The sequence below is a fragment of the Lacinutrix neustonica genome (genome assembly GCF_026625145.1).
Classification (GTDB): domain Bacteria; phylum Bacteroidota; class Bacteroidia; order Flavobacteriales; family Flavobacteriaceae; genus Lacinutrix; species Lacinutrix neustonica.
In genome coordinates, this window is sequence record NZ_CP113088.1 from 3,221,591 (window position 1) to 3,243,852 (window position 22,262).

The window sequence follows — 22,262 nt, forward strand, 5'->3', positions numbered from 1 at the left end:
AAGAGACAAGAGAAAATAGACAAGAGAAAATAGACAAGAGAGAATAGATAAGAGAGAATAGACAAGAGAAAAGAGACAGATATGAAACAAAAGAAAAAATATAGTTATCAAATGAATTTCAGAAGCGTCTTTGTTCTCTGTTCTTTATTTTTTGTTCTTTTTGCACAAAGTCAAGATTTACAAACTTACATTACGGAAGCCTATGCCAACAGCCCGGAAATAAAGAAATACGAGTTGCGTTATGACATCACTTCAGAAAAGGTGAACGAGGCTCATTGGATTCCCAATACCGAATTGAGCGTAGGGTATTTTGTTAGTGAACCTGAAACTCGAGTAGGCGCGCAGCGTGCCCGCTTTTCGGTAAAACAAATGCTGCCATGGTTTGGTACCATTACCGCACGAGAAAATTACGCCACCGCTATGGCAGATGCCGATGATGTGGAAATTACCATTGCAAAACGAAAATTGGCGCTTTCTGTGTCCCAATTGTATTATCAATTATATGAAATACAAGCAAAACAAAGGGTGCTTGATGAAAACATCCAATTGTTGCAAACTTATGAACGCCTTGCCCTGACATCAGTTGCGGTAGGTAAAGCGTCTGCAGTAGATGTATTGCGATTGCAGATGCGACAGAATGAACTGCAACAGGACAAAGAGGTGTTGGCGCAACAATCAAAGGGTATTGAAGCGGCAATAAATAGTTTGTTGAATCGAGAGTATGATATGGAGATTATAGTGGTTGACACCTTGAAAATATCCAAGGAAGAGGTGCAATTTTCATTTGAAGCCCTTTCTTTAAACCCGAACTACTTAAGTATGATAAACTCTACGCGTCAGTATCACTATTAGAACGCCTCAATCTACGTGAAGCCCAACCTATGTTTGGTTTTGGATTGGATTACACTCCAGTTTCACAGCGAACAGATTTGAACCCCATGGATAACGGTAAGGATGTTTTCATGCCTATGGTCTCCATTACAATACCCATTTTTAATAACCGATATAAGTCTATCACCAAACAGAATGAGTTGCGCCAACAAGAAATACAATCTCAAAAAGATGAGCGCTTGAACAGTTTGGAGTCCGATTTGGCGAAAGCGATAGCCATGAGAAATCAGTCGCGTATCAAATTCAATACGCAATCAAAAAATCTGAAACACGCCAAAGATGCCGAAGACATTCTCATCAAAAATTACGAAACAGGAACTATTGATTTTAATGATGTACTAGACATTCAAGAATTGCAGCTAAAATTTCAAATGAACCAAATAGAATCGGTTAAAACATATTATGTGCAAACAGCATTAATAAATTATTTAACACAGCAATAATGAAACATACCTATCACATTAAAGGAATGACCTGCAATGGTTGTAGAAATCACGTGGAAGAAACCTTATCTAAAGTGAAAGGGGTTACAAAAGCTTCTGTCAATTTAGAAAAGGCTGAAGCTACTATCGAGATGGACTCACATGTTGCGATAGAAACCTTTCAAGAAGCCTTAAAAAAGGATGGTGGAAGCTATAGTATTCATCATCCGGGAGAACATCATCACGAAGAAAAAAAGGTAAGAGAACCTAAAGGGAAAGGTACAGGTACATTTTATTGTCCGATGCATTGCGAAGGCGATAAAACCTACGACAAACCAGGGGATTGTCCTGTTTGTGGCATGGATTTAGTCGAAGAACAAAATCTATCAACCACTCCAATCGAACAATGGACCTGCCCAATGCATCCGAGAAATTGTAAAAGACGAAGCGGGTTCGTGTCCTATATGCGGCATGGATTTAGTGCCTATGGAAGCAGACGCTTCGGCCGAAGAAAAAACCTATAATAAACTGTTAAAGAAATTTTGGATGGCATCCATATTCACTTTGCCTATTTTTTTAATCGCTATGAGTGAAATGCTGACTAACAATCCATTGTACGATATATTGGAGCAAAAACAATGGAATTGGATTCAGTTCGTGTTATCCATTCCAGTAGTTTTTTACGCCACCTGGATGTTTTTTGAACGTGCCTATAGAAGTATTAAAACATGGAATCTCAACATGTTTACCCTTATTGGAATAGGTGCAGGAGTCGCGTGGTTATTTAGTGTGTTTGGGATGCTGTTTCCAAATATATTTCCAGCACAATTTAAAACCGAATCAGGGGCAGTTCACGTATATTTTGAAGCCGCAACGGTTATTTTAACCCTGGTTTTATTAGGTCAGTTATTAGAGGCGCGTGCGCACAGCAAAACCAATTCAGCAGTCAAAGAACTGCTGAAACTAGCGCCTAATAAAGCTATAAAAATAGTAGATGGCGAAGAAATTGAAGTAAGCATTGATAAAATACTACTTAATGATATATTAAAAGTAAAACCAGGCGATAAAATTCCTGTGGATGGCATCATCACCGAAGGCGAAACAACTATTGACGAATCTATGATTACGGGAGAGCCCATTCCTGTAAACAAGGCTGTGGATGATAACGTGAGCAGTGGTACCATCAATGGCAATCAATCTTTCTTAATGAAAGCCGAAAAGGTGGGTAGTGATACCTTGTTATCTCAAATCATTCATATGGTGAACGATGCGAGTAGAAGTCGGGCACCCATTCAAAATTTAGCAGATAAAGTCTCGGGATACTTCGTGCCCATAGTGGTATTAATCTCATTGGTAACCTTTGCTATTTGGGCCATTTGGGGGCCGGAGCCTGTTTATGTATATGCCTTTGTAAATGCTATCGCCGTATTAATCATTGCCTGTCCATGTGCATTAGGTTTGGCGACCCCCATGTCTGTAATGGTCGGTGTAGGTAAAGGGGCTCAAAATGGTGTATTGATTAAAAATGCCGAAGCACTAGAAAAATTAGATAAAGTAGATACATTAATTATTGATAAAACGGGAACGATTACCGAAGGAAAACCAACGGTAGAAACGGTAGGTGCTTTTGGCGATGCCTTAAATGAAAAAGAGGTGCTACAATACATTGTTTCGTTAAACACAAACAGTGAACATCCTTTAGCGGAAGCCACCGTAAAATATGGGAAAGAACATCATGCTGAACTATTAAAATCAAACAACTTTAGTGCGGTTACAGGAAAAGGTGTAGAAGCCACGATTAACAATAAAAAAGTAGCTTTAGGTAACCCTAAAATGATGGATTATGCGAAAGCAGACCTAACAATCGCTATGCAGGAAGAAGCTAAAGCCTATCAAAAACAGGGTAAAACCGTATCTTATCTATCAATAGATAAAGCAGTGGTGGGTTACGTTGTTATTGGGGATAAAATAAAAGAAACGAGTGCAAAAGCGATTAAAGTACTTCAAGATAAAGGCATTGCTGTTATCATGTTAACAGGAGATAATCACGACACCGCACAGGCGGTAGCTACAGCACTTCAACTTACCGGTTTTAAGGCCAGTATGCTGCCCGAAGACAAAATGAAAGTGGTTGAGAAACTTCAAGCGCAAGGCAAAGTCGTTGCCATGGCAGGCGATGGTATTAACGATGCGCCAGCATTGGCAAAAAGCGACGTTGGTATTGCCATGGGAACAGGAACTGATGTGGCGATAGAAAGTGCCATGATTACCTTGGTAAAAGGCGATTTACACGGCATTGTAAAAGCAAGGAATTTAAGTCATGCAGTGATGAGAAATATTAAGCAAAATCTATTTTTCGCACTTATTTATAACACCTTAGGTGTGCCCATTGCAGCAGGTGTGTTATTTCCTTTTTTCGGAATTTTACTTTCCCCTATGATTGCCGCATTGGCCATGAGTTTTAGCTCGGTTTCGGTGATTGCAAACGCCTTACGATTAAGAACTATTAAAGTGTAACTATTAAATCAAATAATTATGGAAAATTCAAACAAACACTCAAACAACGGAAACTACAAAACATTTTTTATCATGTTGGCTTGCTCATTTGTAGCCATGTACATCACCATGTATCTCAATACATACGCCATAGACCACGTTTACTTTAGTTTAACACGATTTTATATGACCTGTTTAGGTATTTCAACAATGGCAGTCATCATGTGGTTTTTCATGCAACATATGTATAAAAACAAAAAAAAGAACATCGCCATACTCGCAGGCAGCTTTATACTGTTCGCTGCGGCGTTGGGATTAGTTAGAGCACAAGCGCCAATAATTGGAGACGTGCTCCGGATGAAAGCCATGATTCCTCATCATTCAATAGCGATATTAACCAGTGAAAGAGCAGCTATTGAAGACCCAGTAATAAAAAAATTAGCAGAAGACATTATTAAAGCCCAACGTAAAGAAATTGGCGAAATGAAAGCCATGATTAAACGATTGGAAAGTGAAAAATAAATAGGTAACCCAGCAACGAGGTTGTAACGCGGTTGAAGGGACTGCCGAGTAGTTTAAAATTAAATAAAAGAACGATGAAAAAATACATGATTTATATGGCTGTATTAGTCATAGGACTACTTCTAGGGTGGTTGCTTTTTGGTAGTTCATCAAAGAAAGAAGCAGAACACAATCACGAAGCCGTGACAGAAACGAATCAAATGTGGACCTGCTCCATGCACCCACAGATTATGCAACCCGAACCTGGAGATTGTCCTATTTGTGGTATGGAATTAATTCCTGCTGAAAGGGGGAGTGATGGCTTGTTAGCAGACCAATTCAAATTGACCGAAAATGCCATGGCATTGGCCAACATTCAAACGACTGTTGTAGGTAAAGGCATGGTGGCAGATAATAGTATTAAATTATCAGGTAAGATTATTGAAAATGAGGCATCTAATGCGGTACAAGTGAGTTATTTTCCAGGACGACTAGAACGGTTGAATGTGAATTTTACAGGTGAACAGGTGCGCAAAGGGCAGATCTTAGCAACCATTTATTCGCCGAGCTTTATGCGGCACAACAGGAGTTAATTACGGCTTCAAGCCTAAAAGAATCACAACCCGCATTATACCAAGCGGTACGTAATAAACTGAAATTATGGAAGCTTTCTGAAAACCAAATCAATCAAATTGAAACCTCCGGAAAAGTAAAGGAAAATGTCCCTGTGTATGCCACCGTTTACGGAACAGTGACCGAAAAATTAGTAGAACAAGGGGATTATGTCAAACAAGGACAACCATTATTAAAAATTGCCAACCTGAATACGGTTTGGGGAAATTTTGATGTGTACGAAAATCAAATAGACCTTTTTAAAAAAGGGCAGGAGGTTATTGTGTCGACAAAAGCTTATCCAAATAAAGAATTTAAGGGAAAAGTAGCTTTTATAGATCCGGTTTTAAATTCACGAACACGCACGGTCACCTTACGTGTGGTGTTGGATAATGAGAACAATTTGTTTAAACCAGGAATGTTTATTGAAGGGCATATACTGGGCGCTATTACTAGTAAAGAACACGTGTTAACGATTCCGTCTTCTGCAGTATTGTGGACGGGTGAGCGCTCTGTGGTGTATTTAAAAACGCATCCGGACCAACCTGTTTTTGAGATGCAGGAAATCGTTTTAGGCCATCAAGTGGGTAATGACTACGAAGTAGTAGAAGGTTTATTTGTTGGCAATGAAATAGTCACTAATGGCACATTTACGGTGGATGCCGCTGCGCAATTGCATGGCAAAAAATCAATGATGAATAACAAAAGTGAGCAATCAACACCCGAGCAGGAAGGACATCTCGGCATGGAAGAAACGACTTCAAGAACTAAAGAAAATCCGTCCAATAAGAATGAGAGGATTGTTGCTTCAAAAGATTTCCAAGCGCAATTAAAGGCGGTGTTCTATCAATATATTCAATTAAAAGATGCTTTAGTAAAGGATGATTCAAAAAAGGTACAGGCCGAATCAAAAAGACTGTTAGCTCAATTACTTAGGGTTGATATGGAACAATTAACAAATCAAGACGCACACAGCCATTGGATGGATTTAGAAAAGGAAATGAAAACTTCAATCACGTCAATTTCAAAAACAAGACAGATCAAAACGCAAAGAGAATATTTTAAAATTCTGTCTTCCTATTTATCAATTGCGATTGAAGTATTTGGCATCAATGAAAAAGTATATCATCAATTCTGTCCCATGGCAGATAATAATAAGGGAGCCTATTGGTTGAGTAAAGAAAAAAAAGTAATAAATCCTTATTTTGGAAAAGCAATGCTCACCTGTGGTGAAGTAAAACAAGTGATAGAGTAAAAAATAGTCCAGTAATAACCATTAAATATAAAACAATGAATTTTTTAAACAGAAAACAAGAACACAAAAACGACAATTTAAAGAAAGTGAGTAAAACAGTGATTTTGAGTGTCGCTGTAATGGCGCTTATAAGCTTAAATAGTTGTAAAAATGAAACTAAACAAGAAGCTGAAACGTCAACAACCGAAATGACTAGCGATACATCGAATGAAATAGCGATGCAGACCATGGCTTTTGGTGTAAGAGGCAACTGTGGTATGTGTAAAAGCACTATTGAAAAAGCCGCTCATACAGTTGAAGGGGTAACAATGGCATCTTGGGATGTAGATAAAAAGAAAATAGAGGTGTCTTTTGACGATACTAAAACGAATGTCATGGCTATTCATAATGCCATCGCAGCATCCGGATATGATACTGATAAAGTTGCAGGAAGTGAAGAAGCCTATGAAAATTTACCAGGCTGTTGTAAATACGACCACGATATGATGATGAATCAGACTATGGAAGATAAATAATATTAGGCACTCACTAATTAATCTAATATTTGCCGTGTAGTCTTTCTCGCAATGACTATTGGTGAAAGCCTTTCATAGGATTAACTAAAAGACTTTGTTATTTGCATAAAAAAACCTATTAAGTTAATAATAGGTTTTTTTAATTCTTTAAAAACAGGTTTTAGAACTTACTTTGTTCGAATTTTTGAGTCATCAAAACATTATTGTCTTTGTTGTAATAATCTACTACAAAGTAATTGCCCTCAAAATAGCCAACACCGTAATACGTGGTGGTATTAAAAATATATAAATCTTCTTTAGAGGATTGTCCGGCTTTACCAAAAATAATTTCATTATCGCCATCCATTGTAGAGACTACAAACCCATTTTTGTTTGTCTTAAAAGCATATTTCATATCATCGTATTCGTAATAAGAGATAATGCTTTCAGCTTCATAATTATTATCCTGATCGCTGTCCACCAACACTGTTTGGGTTACTTTTGTTGGGGCTATAATTTGATTGGCATCACGCTGATTTGCTTGTCTTGGGTCGGTTTTAACTTCTTGTTCTTTTTTGGTAACCACTTTCACTTTAGTTTCTACCGTTTTCCCGTTTTCCTTTACTCGCTCCGTTTTTATTTTTGTGCTTTCCATATGGTCTACTGGGGCATCGCTGTCTTGTGCATATGCAGTAGTGCCTACTAAGATCGCAAAAGTGTATAATAAATTTTTCATTTTTTTAAGTTTTTAAAGGTTAATAAAATTTTAGTAAACTGAAATACTCTGTACAGGTATGCTCCATACAAGAGATTTACATTGTTAGTTTCAATCAAAATTACATCGAGAGCAACCATTACATTGGCTCAAAAAAAATCTGGCTTAACTCATTTGATAAACGCCACGTATTTTTATGAATTTTTAACAGATACCAAGATTTATTTAAGTTAATTTAACAGAAAAAAGAATAGTAGTTTTGTGAAAATTAAAAATTTATTTTGCGATTTAAGTCAATGACAATAGCAAATGAACACAGATACTACCGAAGTAAAAATTAGATTTGTAAAAAAAACCTACCTATGAATTACAGACTTTCAAATACGGCTGGTAAAGAGACAATAGAGCGGGCGTTAAATCTTAAATTTAAATATCCCTATCTCTATAAGCCTAAAACTATAATTGATGGATTAAAGGAAGTGTCCATTCCAATTATAACGATGGAAAACGATTCAGAAATAAGCCACGCCATCCGGGGCATATTACCCAATAATTATACTGGAAAATGGTCAAAATTTCAAAATAGGATTAATACACTAACTGTAGAAGATAATAAGCTGTATGATCACATTTTGTACGAAGAAGCGATTATGGAGCGGCGCTGTATAGTTTTAGCGACAGGATTTTATACCTCTTACTTAGACCATGGGAAATTAAAATCATATCTCGTAAAAAACCCGGATAATACCTTGCTTTATATCGCTGGAATTTATAATAAAACGAAAGACGGCTTTATAACGTGTTCTATAGTCACGAATAAACAATGGGCTCATGACGCTAGAATTAAAAATTTGAATGACAGTGCCCCAATTATATTAAATCGAAATTTTTATAACACGTGGCTGAATCCTAATACAGATCAAGCAGATCTTAAAATTATTTTAGGGAATAGCACGTTGAATTGTGAGGATATGCAATTGGTACTAGCTTAAAACCATCTGTTTGCTTTTTAAAAATTTACTCGGACTTATTTTGTATTTTTTCTTAAAGATCTTAGAAAAATAACTTCTACTGCTAAACCCAATCGTGTAAACAATTTCAGAGATATTCATATCTGTTGTGTTCATTAAATCTCGAGCTTCTTCTAATCGGGCATGTCTTATATATTCTGTAACTGTTCTTGTGTATAATAATTTAAAGCCCTCTTGAAGCTTGGCTTGAGATAAACCGGACTCATAGGATAAATCGTCTAAATTATAATCTTTTGATACATGAGTGGCTATATTTTGAGCAATGGTTCTCACGGTATTGAGCTCTCTTTTTGTTAGGGACGATTTATGGTTTTTGTTACTAGTATCTTTATTATGCTGAGTCATATGTAAGGCTAAAATTTGATAGACCTGACCTTCAATTAATAACAAGCGCATTATGCCTCTCTGCTTAATCTTTCTTAATGCCGAAATTCTATCGGCAAGTTTTAAATTATAAGTCCCAAAATAAGAAAATGTATTTTCATGATCGGTGTCATGAAAAACTTCATATAATTTTTTATTCAGCTGAGAAGCGTCATTTAAACGTTTATTGATAAATTTTACTCTGTTTATTTGAATGACATTGATTTCCAATTTAACCGCTTTTGGAAAATAATTATAATTATACCCTCCATCTTTACTGGTGATAATTACAGACTGAAATTGTTCCAAACGCTTATTTTGATCATGCATTTCAAATCTGTGTTCACAAAATCCATTTAGGCAATAGGTAAAGTGAATGGGGTTATACTGAGAAGTATCCAATTTTAGAACGACCTCCTCAAAAAATATAATATCATACTCTAAAAGACTTCCTCCCCAATCGAAAGTAATAAAACGTATACTGCCTTTAGCAATGTCATTGTCAACACTTAAAGTAAACTCACCCCAGCGTTCAACAAGATGACCTCCAATCACTTCTTGAAGTTGTTTTACTGTATCGGCAGTGTTCTCCGCAGTAATAATTATATTTTTCATTGGTTAAAATTATTTTGTAAATATAAATCATTAATTTATTTACTTTTTTTAAAAGTTTGTTAAATACATGCGATTTTAGTTGAAATGGATCACAATTAATAGTTACATTTATCTAAATCAATTAATTAAATTATGAATAAAACAATAAAAAGTGTGCTTTTAATAGTCGGAATTATTTTATTAGGATATGGGGTTTACACCTTAATCATGCCGAAGCTTCAGTGAGCATTGGACCGTTAAGCATGGAGGCTCAGGACAATACGAACGCTTATATTACTATAGCTTTGGGTCTAGCAGCGCTTGTGGTGAGTTTTGTAGGTGGTAAAAAAGTTTGAAAGAAATAGCTTTCTGCACCAGGTCATAGGAATAGTATTGGGTTCTATTACTCAATACTATTTTATACGACCACCCTTTACTTGGTTAATTATAAAAGGTCTTTTTCTAGCTCCAGTCTCAACATTGTTTCCGGATATTCTCCTACTTAGGGATTAAGATTGTAAATTTGCACTATAAAAAAAGTTGAAGATGGCTCATAAAGCAGGTTTTGTAAATATAATAGGGAATCCAAATGTTGGTAAATCAACATTAATGAATGCCTTTGTTGGTGAAAAATTATCCATTATCACCTCAAAAGCACAAACGACACGTCATCGTATCTTAGGGATTGTAAATGGTGAAGATTTTCAGGTTATTTTGAGTGATACACCAGGAATTATTAAACCCGCATACGAATTACAAGCCTCAATGATGGATTTTGTAAAATCGGCTTTTGATGACGCCGATGTATTAATCTACATGGTTGAAATTGGAGAACAAGAATTAAAGGACGAAGCCTTTTTTAAAAAAATAACTAACGCGAAAATTCCAGTGTTATTATTATTAAATAAAATAGATAAATCCAATCAAGAACAGCTGGAAACGCAAGTGCAATTATGGGCAGAAAAAGTCCCAAACGCCGAAATAATAGCCATTTCTGCTCTAGAAGGTTTTAATGTTAGAGCTGTTTTCGATAGAATAATAGAATTGCTACCGGAGTCTCCTGCCTATTACCCTAAGGATCAATTAACAGATAAACCGGAGCGTTTTTTTATAAACGAAACCATACGCGAAAAAATCTTAATGCATTATAAAAAGGAAATTCCTTATGCTGTAGAAATAGATACTGAAGAGTTCTTTGAAGAAGAAAACATCATAAGAGTGCGGTCTGTTATTATGGTAGAGCGTGAAACCCAAAAAGGGATTATAATCGGTCATAAAGGCAGTGCGTTAAAGCGTGTAGGCGTTGAAGCAAGAAAAGATTTAGAGAAATTTTTTGGCAAACAGATGCATTTAGAACTTTATGTAAAAGTCAACAAGAATTGGAGAAGTGATCAGCGCCAGTTAAGACGCTTTGGATACAATCAGTAAACGCCATTACTGTTTTATTACAGTAGTCATGAAATGGTATAAAGCGTTCATTTCTTTTTGATTAGAGGTCTTGCTTACCCGGCCAGCAATATATAATACAAACCAGATAATAATCATTAAAACCATTCCCCAAACTTGCAGGGCATACGCTTCTTTTAAAGCCCAGTTGGAATAGGTCCATATGGCGAATGCTGTAAATAGTCCAGCAACAGCGAAATGGAGAAAAATAAAGAGCGTCCAAACCGTTGGGTTGGGTCCAAATAAACCATACACAATGCTTTTATTAGATGCCGTTTCATTGATTTCTAAATGCAATTGTGGTGACCAAAATTTCTGTTTCTTTTTAGGTAATTTTATAAAAATGTGGTCATCAACTCCGGAGACTATAAATTGTTCTTGATTCTGTTTTTTAGAATCAAAAGCGCTCAAGACGTGTTCGTTATTTTTGTTTAATGTTATTTTAAATCGGGGACGCAGTACCACGTCGTTTAATGTTTCGTTCATAATTATCTCATAATGAATGTAAAATACTATTTTTTCTCAAACTAAACACTACCTTTGCGCTCGCTTACAGGATATGTAAAGCAGATAAAAAGATAAGATATGAATAGTATAGTAGCCATAGTAGGAAGACCAAACGTAGGAAAATCAACATTTTTTAACCGTTTAATTCAACGCCGAGAAGCCATTGTAGATGCAGTGAGTGGCGTAACTCGTGACCGTCATTATGGAAAAAGTGATTGGAATGGTAGAGAATTCTCATTGATTGATACCGGAGGTTATGTTAAAGGGAGTGATGATGTTTTTGAGGCAGAAATAGATAAACAAGTAGTATTAGCCATTGAAGAAGCCGATGCCATTATTTTCATGGTGAATGTGGAAGACGGTGTCACAGGAATGGATGAAGATGTGGCCCGATTATTACGTAAAGTGACCAAACCAGTGTTCCTTGTCGTTAATAAAGTAGATAACGGAAAACGAGAAGAAGATGCTGTTGAGTTTTATAACCTAGGTTTAGGAGATTATTTTACTATTGCTAGTATAAATGGTAGTGGGACAGGAGATTTATTAGATGCCTTGGTAAAAGCTTTGCCGGAGGTAGAACCTCGTGATGAAGAGGAGGAAATATTGCCACGTTTTGCAGTCGTTGGTAGGCCAAACGCAGGAAAATCGTCTTTTATTAATGCACTTATAGGTAAAGACAGATACATCGTTACAGATATTGCTGGTACAACCCGAGATTCTATAGATACTAAATACAATCGCTTTGGTTTTGATTTTAATTTAGTAGATACTGCTGGGATTCGAAAAAAATCTAAAGTAAAAGAAGATTTAGAATTTTATTCTGTAATGCGAAGCGTACGTGCCATAGAGCATAGTGACGTGTGTTTAATCGTTGTTGACGCTAATCGGGGATTCGATGGTCAAGTACAAAACATTTTTTGGTTGGCGGAAAGAAACCGTAAAGGGATCGTGATCTTAGTGAATAAATGGGATTTAGTAGAAAAGGATCATAAAACAACTAATGAGGTAGAGAAATACATTCGTTCGCAAATGGAACCGTTTACAGATGTGCCTATTGTGTTTATTTCAGCATTAACAAAACAACGTATTTACAAGGCTATTGAAACCGCTGTTGAAGTTTATAAAAACAGAAGTAAGAAAATTAAAACAAGTGTTCTTAATGACACGATGTTGCCTATTATTGAGAACTATCCCCCACCAGCATATAAAGGTAAATTTGTAAAAATTAAATATATTATGCAGCTGCCAACACCACAACCGCAATTTGCATTTTTTTGTAACCTTCCACAATATGTTCGTGATCCTTACAAACGTTTTCTAGAAAACAAATTACGAGAGATTTTTGACTTTAATGGTGTTCCCGTTAGTGTTTATATGCGTAAAAAGTAATTTTTAATTGGCCAAGCAAATCGGTTTCTAACCCTATACGCTTAGATGTAGTAGGTTCTAAACTATTACGGCTTAGAGTGTTCACACTTGGGAGTAATCAAAATATTGCAAGAAACACTAGTTTTTTTTTGGTAATATTTTAAGTTGTTAATTGGTTGGTGAAATTTACTAAAATCCTAAACATGGTAAATCGATTTGAGTCTTATCAACAGTGTTAGATTGGTGTTTAATGCTTAAAAAGACACTGTGATTTAGATCGTAATTAGAATAATTATGGAAACTTTACCATTATTTTAAGAAAAGCGTAAATTTGAGGTTCTATTTTCGTTGACTAACAAAAGTATGCTAGACTAAAACTTCAAATTTACCTAATCTTTATTATGCGCCAAATATTATTACTTGCGACACTATTATGTGTCTCTTTATCATTTTCTCAAGCCAAAGAATTCAAAGTAACAGGTAAATTAATCGATGAGGTAGACAACGTACCTCTAGAAGCTGCAACAATCTATTTGCAGCGTGTCAAAGATAGTTCGTTAGTAACTTATACCATTTCTGATAGAAACGGTGTATTTTCTTTAAAAGGTGAAACAGCAGATGCCGACTTAAACCTCTTTGTTTCTTACGTTGGCTATAAAACATTTTTCAAGGCTTTGAAAATGGATAAAGGCGAATTTAATCTTGGCACCATTGCATTAGAAGTTAATTCTAATGTGTTGGGTGAGATAGTATTACAATCTACTGCACCGGTAACCATTAAAAAAGATACTTTAGAGTTCAATGTGAGTTCCTTTAAAACGCGTAAAGATGCCAACGTTGAAGATTTATTAAAGGCACTACCAGGTGTTGAAATAGATGCAGAAGGAAAAATTACAGTTAATGGTAAAGAGGTTAACAAAATTTTGGTGAATGGTAAGCCCTTCTTTGGGAATGACCCTACGATTACCACAAAAAATTTAACTAAAGATATCATTGAGAAAATTCAGATTGTGGATACAAAAACCAAATCTGAAGCCTTTACAGGTGAGGTTGGGGATAAAGAAAATAAGACCATTAATTTAACCATTAAGGAAGAAAATAATAAAGGGGTTTTTGGTAGAGTTTCTGCCGGGGCTGGAACTAATGAGCGCTATGAATTTGCGGGGATGTTAAACGTTTTTGATAACGACCAACGCATAAGCGTACTTGCAGGAGGGAATAATACCAATTCACCGGGCTTTAGTTTTGGTGAGATTTCAAAAATGTTCGGTAGAGGCGGCGGCATGAATTTTAATAGTAATGGGTCGTTTTCTATTGGAGGCCGATCCTTTGGAGGAGGAGAGGGCATTACAACCTCACAAAATGCGGGTGTTAATTATGCCGATAAAATAGGGGAGTTTACAGACGTTTCCGGAGATTATTTTTTTGCGTCAAGTAGTTCAGGAAACGAGTCGGCTTCTCAAAGAGAAACCATATTGTCTGATTCTCGTTTTTTTACTAATTCGAATACGCAGTCAGTTAATGATACAGAGAGTCACCAAGCTAATTTAGAGTTTGAAATTGAAATGGATTCAACCCTGCAAATTAATATAGTACCTTCGTTTAGTTATTCCTCATCAAATACGATCTTTAACAATAACATAGAGACTTTGGATGGTGAACGTGGTTTGACCAATCAATCTTCTGTTGGGTCTAACGTGGAGAGTTTTGCTAAAGAATTTTCTAACGAAATCAGTGTTACAAAACGTTTTGGCAGTAAAGGGTCTTTTCTGCGTTTAGAATTAAAAAATAACACCAGTCAAGATGAAAAAGAAGATTTTTTAAATTCAGTGACAGAAATTTTTGGTGCCTCTCCTGAAACGATAAACAGAGATCAACTCACAATAGGCGATAATGCAAGGAACGGATTGAGTTCTGAAATAACCTACCGACTACCTATACTACCAAATAAGTTATTCGTTAATTTTGAATATGAGTATGCATTAAGTCAAGACGAAAATAGACAAAGCACTTTCGATTTTAATACAACCGATCAAAACTTTACAGATTTTAACGTCGATTTAAGTACCGATTTTGAGTATACAGATGCTCAGGTGATTCCGGGAATTGGTTTGACGTATAGAGGCGAAAAATGGTCCACGCGTTTTAACCTAAGTTATAATTTTAGAACCCTAAAAAACGAAGACTTATTGAGGCCTCAGTTTAATGTAGAGCGCGATTTTAAAAATATTCAAATGCGTTACAACCTTAACTATCGTTTTAGTCCAAAATCCTCCATTTACATGGGTTATAGGTTAAGTAATGACACACCGCCGTTAAGACAGTTACAGGCGTTTGCCGATGTTTCCAACCCATTAAACACCGTGACGGGTAACTCTAACTTAGAGCCGTCAAACAGGCATTTCCTTTACGCCGGTTATAATGGTTTCGATTGGCAAAAAAGAACAGGCGTTTATGCAAATATAAGTGCAAATGTGACGAACAATCAAATTGTATCTAAAACGATTGTCGATCCTGAAACCTTAAAAAGAACAACCACTTATGTCAATGTTAATGGCAATTATAATTTTGGTGTGTCTCGGAAATTATAGTAAAAAATTTAAAATAGATTCGCTTAGAAATGTTAAGATGAATATTGGCGGCTCTACTAATTTCTCTAAAAATATAAACTTTAATAATGAGGTACAATACGCGAGTAAGGTGACCTCCTTGTCACCAAATGTTGGTGTTGATTTTATATGGGATAAGGTATTTGAATTTAAACCCTATTATAGAATAACGTTTACTAATAATGCTTATGATATTAATGCGTTTGAAGACAGAACGTTTACTAGACATGCGGCTGGGTTAAGAACCGCTACTTTTATGCCTAAAAAACTAGAATGGCGTAATGATATTAGTTTTAACTATAATCCTGATGTGGCCCAGGGGTTTCAAAATACCGCTTGGTTACGGAACTCGACATTGGCCTATTCGGTGCTAAAAGACCAAGGTGCAATTACCCTAAAAGTGTATGATTTGTTAAATCAAAACACCAATGCTATTCGTAATGCTACACAAGATTATATTGAGGATTCTCAAAGTATTGTTTTAAAGCAGTATTTTATGCTAAGTCTTAGCTGGAAGTTTAATAGCCTTGGGTCTAAAGGAGAAAGTAATGATCGCAACATGTGGATTCATTAATTGTAGCTCACAAAAGACATCTAATGCATTTCCAATGCTTTTGTAATAAAGAGCTACTTCAAACTTTGGGATGTAATATAGTGTGCGAAATAGATTGTTTATAGAATCAAGAAATTGTTTTTCTATTTCGTAGCCAATGGCTACAGTGTCTTGTCTGTGTTAAAGTGAAATGTAAATTTAAGGCTTCTTTTTTTTTGCTGAAACCTTGTTTGAAGCTATTTATGTCGCGTGATTCATGGCGTTTTCAAAGTTAGGTTTCGCTGTGGAGTAATTAAGGATGAACGATTAAAAATTGAAGCCTAAGGCTTGTAAGCGAATACTTACCAACCACCGGAAGCACCACCGCCTCCAAATCCACCACCACCAAAGCCGCCACCAAAGCCGCCACTAGAGCCACCTCCGAAACCTCCGGAGCCACTGCTGTAGCCCCCACGGCCAATATTACTTAAAATAATAGCTTGTAAAATGCTGCCTGCTACAGAACGTTTCCTTAAGCCACGACCATTATTACCTCCACTTCGTCTGTTTTTAGCAATAGAAATTAGGATAATAATGAAAACTATAAACAGAAAAAAGAAGACACCGAGATGGAGCCCCGTTAGGACTCGACGTTCTACTGCCCTGGTATTCGCCTTGCATGACTTCAAAAATAGCGTCTGCACCACGGTTGAGTCCACCGTAGTAATCGTTTTGTTTAAAATAAGGGATGATGTCACGTTCTATAATTCGACGAGACATAGCATCGGTTAATAAATGTTCTGTACCATACCCTGCATTAATACCAATCTTTCTGTCGTCTTTAGCCAGGAGTATAAAGATGCCATTATCTTTGTCTTTATCTCCAATACCCCATTTTTGAGCCCATTCAGTTCCTAAATAGTTGATGTATTCTCCATTGGTAGAATTAATAATGGCAACTACAATCTGTGTTGATGTTGTATCAGAATATTTTATTAGCTTATCCTCAAGGGTGTTCTTTTGGGTTTTAGAAAGCAAATTGATATAATCATAGACACTCGTTTGACGGCCACCTGCTTTTGAAGGTTTAGCTGGAATATCAAATTGAGCAAAGGAGAAGTGACTACACAAGAAGAAGCATCCTGTTATTAAAACGGGTGCCCATTTTTTAAGCGCGATTAAAATCTGAAAACTGCGACTAAAGCCTGATTTTTTCATCCTTTCGATAGGGTATTAGGTAATTCGTCGGTATCCGTCGCTTTATATGGGAAATAAGTCTTTAATTGTTGTCCCGCTGATAAAATACCATCAACCGAGACCTTGTTTGAAATGGCCTTGTTTAAAATGGGCTTGAATGGTGCTTTTTGTTTCATCCCAAAACGTATCAGAAACAACGGCATTAATGCCTTTATCCCCATAAATAGCAAAAGCTTTATCTTGAACAGCAACGTAAATTAAAACCGCATTATGCAGTTCAGTATTATGCATCTTTAACATAGAAAACACTTCTAATGCGCGCACGTCAATGGGCGCATTAGAAGTGTTTTCAATATGTACACGAATTTCACCGGAGGTATGGTCTTCTGCTTCGCGTATGGCTGCGACGACCTCTTGCTCTTCAATAGTGGTTAAAAATGCTTCAACGGGATTATGTGCCATTTTATTCAAAATCAAAATCGACGTCAGGCGCTTTTTCGCTACCTTCATCAGATTCAAAATAGACTCTTTTATCGAAGCCAAAGAGACCGGCTAAAAGATTGTTTGGGAATTTCCGAATATGTTCATTATAGGGTTTTACAGCCATATTAAAACGATTTCTCGCGACCATAATCCTATTTTCAGTGCCTTCCAATTGAGACTGTAATTCTAAGAAATTTTGATTCGCTTTTAATTCGGGATACCGTTCAACAGTAACTAAAAGTCTAGAGAGCGCACTCGTCACATTGCCTTGAGCTTTGTTGTACTCTTGTAATTGCTCAGGGGTGATATTTGAAGGGTCAATATTTACAGCGGTCGCTTTCGCTCCGGCGTTAATGACAGATTCTAAAGTGCCTTTTTCAAAATCGGCCGCCCCTTGAACGGTTTTTACTAAGTTACCAATAAGGTCATTTCTTCTCTGGTATGAGCTTTCGACTTGACCCCAAGCTTCATTTACATTTTCATCTAATTTAATAGTTGAGTTGTATACTTTCATTCCAAATAGCGCAAAAAGGGCTACTAATAATATAGGTACTATCCATTTTTTCATAATATGTAGTATTTAGAGTTGATCTTTTAATTTTATAAGTTGCGCTTTTACACCTTCCAATTTACTAATAATTTCAAAATTACTAAGGCTTTTCTTCTTTTCTTCTTTTAAATGTACTTTTGCGCCTTCTAAAGTAAACCCCCGTTCTTTAACTAAATGGTAGATAAACTTAAGATTATTGATGTCTTCGGGAGTAAACTTACGGTTCCCTTTAGCATTTTTTTTGGCTTTAAAATATCAAATTCTTTTTCCCAAAAGCGAATTAAAGAGGTGTTGACTTGGAAAGCTTTAGCAACCTCTCCAATAGAATAATAACGTTTTTCTCGGAAGCTCAATTTGCATTAATCTAATGATTGGTTTTCTAATGACGAACGGTCCAGCAACTTACTAAACTCTTCGGCAGTTAAACTGCCGTAATAGAAGTTTATAGGGTTTATGCGATCGCCATCTTTAAAAATTTCATAGTGTAAATGTGGGGCTTCAGAGCGTCCTGTGCTCCCAACAAACCCAATTAAATCACCCCGTTTTACTTTTTGGTTTTTACCAACATTATACTTGTACAGGTGGGCATATAATGAGACATAGCCATAACCATGATCTATACGTATGTGGTTTCCATAGCCGGATGAATTACTGTCTGCTCGTAAAATAACACCATCACCAGCAGCATAAATAGGAGTGCCTCGAGGTGCGGTAAAGTCCATACCCCAATGCATTTTTCTAGTTTTATTAAAAGGGTCTGTTCGTATACCATACCCCGAAGCCATACGTGTCAAATCTTCATTGGTCACGGGTTGTATCGCTGGAATAGAGGCTAATAATTTTTCTTTTTCTTCAGCTAAAATCGCAATTTCATCTAAAGATTTAGACTGAACAACGATACGTTTTTGTAAAATATCTATCCGTTTATTACTTTCAATGATAAGTTTTGAATTATTGAAACCTTCAAAAGTTCTGTATCTATTGATGCCGCCATATCCCGCTTTACGCTGTTCTTCTCGGTATGGGATTTGATTCAAAATATAAACGATAAATATTGTTATCACGATCTTCTACATTCGCCAAAACGGCTTCGGCTTCCTCCATTTTTTTATTAAGTAAATCAAACTGTAACTCCATATTACTTAATTCGCGCTTTAAGGCTTTTTCTTTAGGGGATTCTAAAAATTGGCTAGCGATAAAAACAGTGAGTATAGCAAATAGAGCTGTGGAGAATAAAAACGCAATGATGTATTTAAACGTGCGACGCTTTTTACGTGTTATTTTGCGATACGACAGCGTATCTGAATCATAATAATATTTTACCTTACTCATTATCTAATTTATACTATTTTTGCAGTTAAATGTAGCTTAAAAAAGTAGCAACATGAATCAAAAACGTAAAACAAATATATAAATTGTTTTTTAACGCTCAAGTTTAGTAAAACAAGATTATTAACAATAAGCTTTGAAACGCTTTAGAACAATAAGGTTTGCCTGAATTTAAATGTTCACTGCGCCTTTCATTTAACCCATAAAATAAAGACACATAATAGATGAAATCTCAAGATATTCGCTCAACATTTTTAAGTTTTTTCGAAAAAAAGAAACATAGTATCGTCCCTTCTGCTTCCATGGTTTTAAAGGATGATCCTACTTTAATGTTTGTAAATTCCGGTATGGCTCCATTTAAAGAATTCTTTTTAGGAAATGCGCAACCAAAAAACACACGATTGACAGACTCTCAAAAATGCTTGCGTGTTTCAGGAAAACATAACGATTTAGAGGAAGTGGGATACGATACCTACCACCATACCTTATTCGAAATGTTAGGCAATTGGTCCTTTGGTGATTACTTTAAAACGGAAGCAATCGCATGGGCTTGGGAACTTCTTACAGAAGTTTACAAAATCGATAAGGATATCCTCTATGTCACGGTGTTTGAAGGGAGTGATGATGCAGATAATCTTAAAATAGATACTGAAGCGTATGATATATGGAAACAATACATCGCTGAGGACCGTATTTTAAAAGGAAATAAAAAAGACAATTTACGGGAAATGGGAGAGCAGGGGCCTTGTGGACCGTGTAGTGAAATTCACGTAGATATTCGTACACCGGAAGAAAAAGCCTTGATTCCAGGAAAAGACTTGGTGAATATGGACCATCCACAAGTGGTGGAAATCGGAATTTGGTATTCATGCAATACAACCGAAAAGCCGATGGTTCTCTAGAAAATCTTCCCAATAAGCATATTGATACGGGAATGGGCTTTGAACGTTTGTGTATGGTGTTGCAAGACGTAAAGTCCAACTACGATACCGATGTTTTTACACCTATTATACGTGAAATTGAAACCATCACGGACAAAAACTATGGGCAAGACGAAAAAATAGATATCGCCATTCGTGTGATTAGTGATCATGTGCGTGCTGTTGCATTTTCTATAGCCGATGGACAATTACCTAGTAATACGGGTGCTGGTTATGTTATTAGAAGGATCTTACGCCGTGCCGTGCGCTATGGGTTTACTTTTTTGGATAAAAAAGAACCTTTTATATATCGCTTAGTAGATGTTTTGTCCAAAAAGATGGGCGCTGCATTTCGAATTAAAGTCACAGAAACAATTGATTGAAAATGTAATTAAAGAAGAGGAGGCTTCTTTTTTACGAACCTTAGATCAGGGGTTGCTGTTGTTGGATCGTATTGTTGAAACCACAAAGGGCAAACAAGTTTTAGGCGCGAAAGTTTTTGAATTAAAAGATACTTATGGTTTTCCGAGAAGATTTAACAGAGCTTATTCTTCGTGAAAAAGGGTTCACTTATAATGTAGAGGAGTTTAATGCAGAGCTTGAAAAGCAAAAGCGTAGAGGGAGGGCGTCTTCTGCTTTAAAATCTGAGGATTGGACCGTTTTAGTAGAAGATGCAGAACAAGAATTTGTGGGGTATGACACCTTAGAAGCACGCGTGAAGATTACACGATATAGAAAAGTAACCTCGAAAAAGGATGGTGAAATGTATCAATTAGTGTTCAGCTTAACACCCTTTTATGCAGAAGGAGGCGGGCAAGTTGGGGATAAGGGCTATTTAGAAGATGCACATGGTGACGTCGTGTATATCTTAGATACTAAGAAAGAAAATAATGTAATCATTCATTTTACAAAAAACCTTCCTAAGTATTTAAACGAACCTTTAAAAGCTGTTGTAGATTCTAAACAGCGTTACAGAACGGAATGTAATCATACGGCAACACATTTATTGCATCAAGGCTTGCGTGAGGTTTTAGGGACCCATGTTGAGCAAAAGGGTAGTGCGGTGCACTCAAAATATTTACGTTTCGATTTTTCTCATTTCTCAAAAGTGACTGCTGAACAGTTGCAGGAAGTAGAAGATTTTGTGAATGCCGAATAGAAGGGAAATTACCTTTAGAAGAACACAGAAGCGTACCTATGGAACAGGCGCTTGCAGATGGCGCACTCGCTTTATTTGGTGAGAAATATGGTGACGCCGTAAGAACCATTCGTTTTGGTCAATCTATGGAGTTGTGTGGAGGCACACACGTTAATAACACAGGAGATATTTGGCATTTTAAAATAGTCTCAGAAGGTGCTGTGGCTGCTGGTATTAGGCGAATTGAAGCGATTACTAATGACGCTGTAAAAGATTTTTACGTGGAAACGAGCACGACATTCTCTGAAATAAAAACATTGCTTAACAATACTAAGGACCCAAAAGAAGCGGTTTTGAAACTTCAAAATGAAAATAGTGATTTAAAAAAGCACATCGAAGGCTTGCTTAAGGATAAGGCTAAAAATATGAAAGGGGAATTGGCTAACAAGTTAACCGAGATTAATGGCGTTCAGTTTCTTGCTCAAAAAGTAGATTTAGATGCTGGTGGTATTAAAGATGTGGCTTTCGATTTAGGAAGTAAACATGACAATTTATTTCTGTTATTTGGCTCTGCTGTGGGAGACAAAGCCATGCTAACCTGTTATATTTCAAAAGAATTAGTAGCAGAACGCGATTTAAATGCAGGAACGGTTGTTAGAGAATTAGGAAAACTAATACATGGCGGCGGCGGTGGTCAACCCTTTTTCGCAACCGCAGGCGGAAAAAATCCAGCAGGTATTGAAGCGGCTTTAAATCAGGCTAAAAAGTACGTAGAATAAAGTGTTTATGCGCTTTTTGTGGAATAACTT

13 protein-coding genes and 7 pseudogenes are annotated in these 22,262 nt (G+C 36.3%); 11 read left to right on the forward strand and 9 right to left on the reverse strand.

What is annotated here, in order from left to right:
• The first annotated feature begins 111 nt into the window (after nucleotides 1–111).
• The 5 genes and pseudogenes from N7U66_RS17460 (at nucleotide 112) to N7U66_RS17480 (ending at nucleotide 6,692) form a co-directional block, all read left to right on the forward strand.
• Nucleotides 112–1,334: pseudogene (locus N7U66_RS17460) on the forward strand (TolC family protein).
• Nucleotides 1,334–3,830: pseudogene (locus N7U66_RS17465) on the forward strand (heavy metal translocating P-type ATPase). Before N7U66_RS17460 ends, N7U66_RS17465 begins: the two co-directional pseudogenes overlap by 1 nt.
• An 18-nt stretch (nucleotides 3,831–3,848) precedes the next feature.
• Nucleotides 3,849–4,331, forward strand: a complete 483-nt coding sequence (locus N7U66_RS17470; RefSeq protein ID WP_267676287.1) for a DUF305 domain-containing protein — start codon at nucleotides 3,849–3,851, stop codon at nucleotides 4,329–4,331.
• A gap of 74 nt (nucleotides 4,332–4,405) precedes the next feature.
• Nucleotides 4,406–6,177, forward strand: a pseudogene (locus N7U66_RS17475) (efflux RND transporter periplasmic adaptor subunit).
• A gap of 35 nt (nucleotides 6,178–6,212) precedes the next feature.
• Nucleotides 6,213–6,692, forward strand: a complete 480-nt coding sequence (locus N7U66_RS17480; RefSeq protein ID WP_267676288.1) for a heavy-metal-associated domain-containing protein — start codon at nucleotides 6,213–6,215, stop codon at nucleotides 6,690–6,692.
• Between the two features lie 160 nt (nucleotides 6,693–6,852).
• On the opposite strand, the gene N7U66_RS17485 is transcribed toward N7U66_RS17480, so the two are convergent.
• Nucleotides 6,853–7,407, reverse strand: a complete 555-nt coding sequence (locus tag N7U66_RS17485) for a hypothetical protein (RefSeq protein ID WP_267676289.1) — start codon at nucleotides 7,405–7,407, stop codon at nucleotides 6,853–6,855.
• A gap of 341 nt (nucleotides 7,408–7,748) precedes the next feature.
• On the opposite strand from N7U66_RS17485, the gene N7U66_RS17490 reads away from it, so the two are divergent.
• Nucleotides 7,749–8,378, forward strand: a complete 630-nt coding sequence (locus N7U66_RS17490; RefSeq protein WP_267676290.1) for an SOS response-associated peptidase family protein — start codon at nucleotides 7,749–7,751, stop codon at nucleotides 8,376–8,378.
• Here N7U66_RS17490 and N7U66_RS17495 read toward each other — a convergent pair.
• Nucleotides 8,370–9,395 carry a helix-turn-helix domain-containing protein gene (locus N7U66_RS17495; RefSeq protein ID WP_267676291.1) on the reverse strand — a complete coding sequence of 342 codons (1,026 nt, stop codon included), beginning with the start codon at nucleotides 9,393–9,395 and terminating at the stop codon, nucleotides 8,370–8,372. The two genes, N7U66_RS17490 and N7U66_RS17495, sit on opposite strands and share 9 nt — an antisense overlap.
• Before the next feature lie 525 nt (nucleotides 9,396–9,920).
• Here N7U66_RS17495 and era point away from each other — a divergent pair.
• Entirely contained in the window at nucleotides 9,921–10,802 is an 882-nt protein-coding gene (era, locus tag N7U66_RS17505; RefSeq protein WP_267676292.1) for a GTPase Era, read from the forward strand.
• A gap of 6 nt (nucleotides 10,803–10,808) precedes the next feature.
• Here era and N7U66_RS17510 read toward each other — a convergent pair whose 3' ends face one another.
• The gene (locus tag N7U66_RS17510) at nucleotides 10,809–11,306 is read right to left on the reverse strand and encodes a GTP-binding protein (protein WP_267676293.1); all 498 of its coding nucleotides are present in this window, start codon (nucleotides 11,304–11,306) and stop codon (nucleotides 10,809–10,811) included.
• Between the two features lie 99 nt (nucleotides 11,307–11,405).
• Here N7U66_RS17510 and der point away from each other — a divergent pair, with 99 nt between their 5' ends.
• From der to N7U66_RS22265, 3 genes are all read left to right on the forward strand, one after another.
• Complete coding sequence (der, locus tag N7U66_RS17515) at nucleotides 11,406–12,716, forward strand: ribosome biogenesis GTPase Der (RefSeq protein WP_267676294.1); 1,311 nt, start codon at nucleotides 11,406–11,408, stop codon at nucleotides 12,714–12,716.
• Between the two features lie 380 nt (nucleotides 12,717–13,096).
• Nucleotides 13,097–15,286, forward strand: a complete 2,190-nt coding sequence (locus tag N7U66_RS17520) for an outer membrane beta-barrel protein (protein WP_313791300.1) — start codon at nucleotides 13,097–13,099, stop codon at nucleotides 15,284–15,286.
• Complete coding sequence (locus N7U66_RS22265) at nucleotides 15,249–15,878, forward strand: porin family protein (protein ID WP_313791301.1); 630 nt, start codon at nucleotides 15,249–15,251, stop codon at nucleotides 15,876–15,878. Before N7U66_RS17520 ends, N7U66_RS22265 begins: the two co-directional genes overlap by 38 nt.
• A 320-nt stretch (nucleotides 15,879–16,198) precedes the next feature.
• Here N7U66_RS22265 and N7U66_RS22685 read toward each other — a convergent pair whose 3' ends face one another.
• The 6 genes and pseudogenes from N7U66_RS22685 to N7U66_RS17545 all read right to left on the reverse strand — a co-directional run bounded on the left by N7U66_RS22685 (nucleotide 16,199) and on the right by N7U66_RS17545 (nucleotide 19,398).
• A complete protein-coding gene (locus tag N7U66_RS22685) occupies nucleotides 16,199–16,525 on the reverse strand; it encodes a hypothetical protein (RefSeq protein WP_390886678.1) in 327 nt (108 codons plus the stop codon).
• Complete coding sequence (locus tag N7U66_RS17525) at nucleotides 16,407–17,054, reverse strand: TPM domain-containing protein (protein WP_390886591.1); 648 nt, start codon at nucleotides 17,052–17,054, stop codon at nucleotides 16,407–16,409. The genes N7U66_RS22685 and N7U66_RS17525 overlap by 119 nt, the downstream gene beginning before the upstream one ends.
• Nucleotides 17,051–17,495, reverse strand: a pseudogene (locus tag N7U66_RS17530) (TPM domain-containing protein). Before N7U66_RS17530 ends, N7U66_RS17525 begins: the two are co-directional and overlap by 4 nt.
• A 1-nt stretch (nucleotide 17,496) precedes the next feature.
• Nucleotides 17,497–18,084: a LemA family protein gene (locus N7U66_RS17535; protein ID WP_267676295.1), complete on the reverse strand. Its 588-nt coding sequence runs from the start codon at nucleotides 18,082–18,084 to the stop codon at nucleotides 17,497–17,499.
• A 12-nt stretch (nucleotides 18,085–18,096) separates the two neighbouring features.
• A pseudogene (locus tag N7U66_RS17540) lies at nucleotides 18,097–18,426 on the reverse strand (MerR family transcriptional regulator).
• A pseudogene (locus tag N7U66_RS17545) lies at nucleotides 18,426–19,398 on the reverse strand (M23 family metallopeptidase). Before N7U66_RS17545 ends, N7U66_RS17540 begins: the two co-directional pseudogenes overlap by 1 nt.
• Nucleotides 19,399–19,619: 221 nt before the next feature.
• Here N7U66_RS17545 and alaS point away from each other — a divergent pair.
• Nucleotides 19,620–22,232: pseudogene (gene alaS, locus N7U66_RS17550) on the forward strand (alanine--tRNA ligase).
• The last annotated feature ends 30 nt before the right edge of the window (nucleotides 22,233–22,262 follow it).